Genomic DNA, 994 nt, shown 5'->3' on the forward strand with positions numbered 1-994 from the left:
GGACGAGGGTCGGCCCGAGCAGGCCGGTCTGCAGCATCCCGAGGTGCACCAGGCCACGGGGATGGTCACGGTCCAGCTGGGGGTGACCGCGGCGGTGGCACTCATCCGGTTACGCGCCTTCGCGTACTCCCACGACCGGCGGCTGCGGGATGTGGCACGTGACGTGGTAGCCCGCCGGCTGCGTTTCGACTCCATCGACGACGCGTGCGACGGCGGGACCGGGTGAATGCCGGACCCGGTCGTCGCGAAGCGGCGGCGCGGACCACGGCCCGTACCGCCGGAGAACCGGCGGGACTATCGTACGACGAGGGTGAGTGACATGGCCGAGAGTCAACTGTCCGACGTTTTCGTGGAGATGGCCGACACACTCGTCGACGATTTCGACGTGCTCGAGTTCCTGCACGTGCTGACCGAACGATGTGTCCATGTGCTGGGCATCTCGGCGGCCGGGCTGCTGCTGACCGACCAGCAGGGCGCCCTGCAGGTGGTGGCTGCCTCCTCCGAGCGCACGAGGCTGTTGGAGCTGTTTCAGCTGCAGACCGACCAGGGGCCGTGTCTGGACTGCTTCCGCACGGGCCAACCGGTGTCGGTGGTCGACCTGCCCGCCGCCGGCCGGTGGCCGCGGTTCAGCGCCGCCGCGGCCGAGGTCGGGTTCGCCGCGGTACACGCGCTTCCCATGCGCCTGCGATCCGAGGTGATCGGCGCGCTGAACCTCTTCGACACCCACTCGGGCGCCCTTGACCAGGGCAAGCTCCGCATCGGTCAGGCCCTGGCCGATGTGGCCACCATCGGGCTGCTCCAGCACCGGGCCGTCCACCGGCGCGACATTCTCACCGAGCAGTTGCAGACCGCACTCAACAGCCGGGTCCTGATCGAGCAGGCCAAGGGTGTCCTCGCGGAGCGCCTCCACGTGGAGGTGGGGGAGGCCTTCGCGCTGCTGCGCAACGGCGCCCGCAGCCGCAACCGGCGGCTGTCCGACCTGGCTCAGGCGATC

General features: G+C 70.1%; 2 protein-coding genes. Both read left to right on the forward strand.

Annotated features, from left to right (window positions below; genetic code table 11):
* Positions 1-226, forward strand: a 226-nt coding sequence (locus DKL51_RS24270; protein WP_148097835.1) for an ANTAR domain-containing protein, incomplete at its 5' end; no start/stop codon positions are given.
* A 93-nt stretch (positions 227-319) separates the two neighbouring features.
* A partial coding sequence (locus DKL51_RS24275) for a GAF and ANTAR domain-containing protein (RefSeq protein WP_148097836.1) occupies positions 320-994 on the forward strand: 675 nt, incomplete at its 3' end.

The organism is Micromonospora globispora, from assembly GCF_003857015.1.
GTDB lineage: Bacteria > Actinomycetota > Actinomycetes > Mycobacteriales > Micromonosporaceae > Micromonospora > Micromonospora globispora.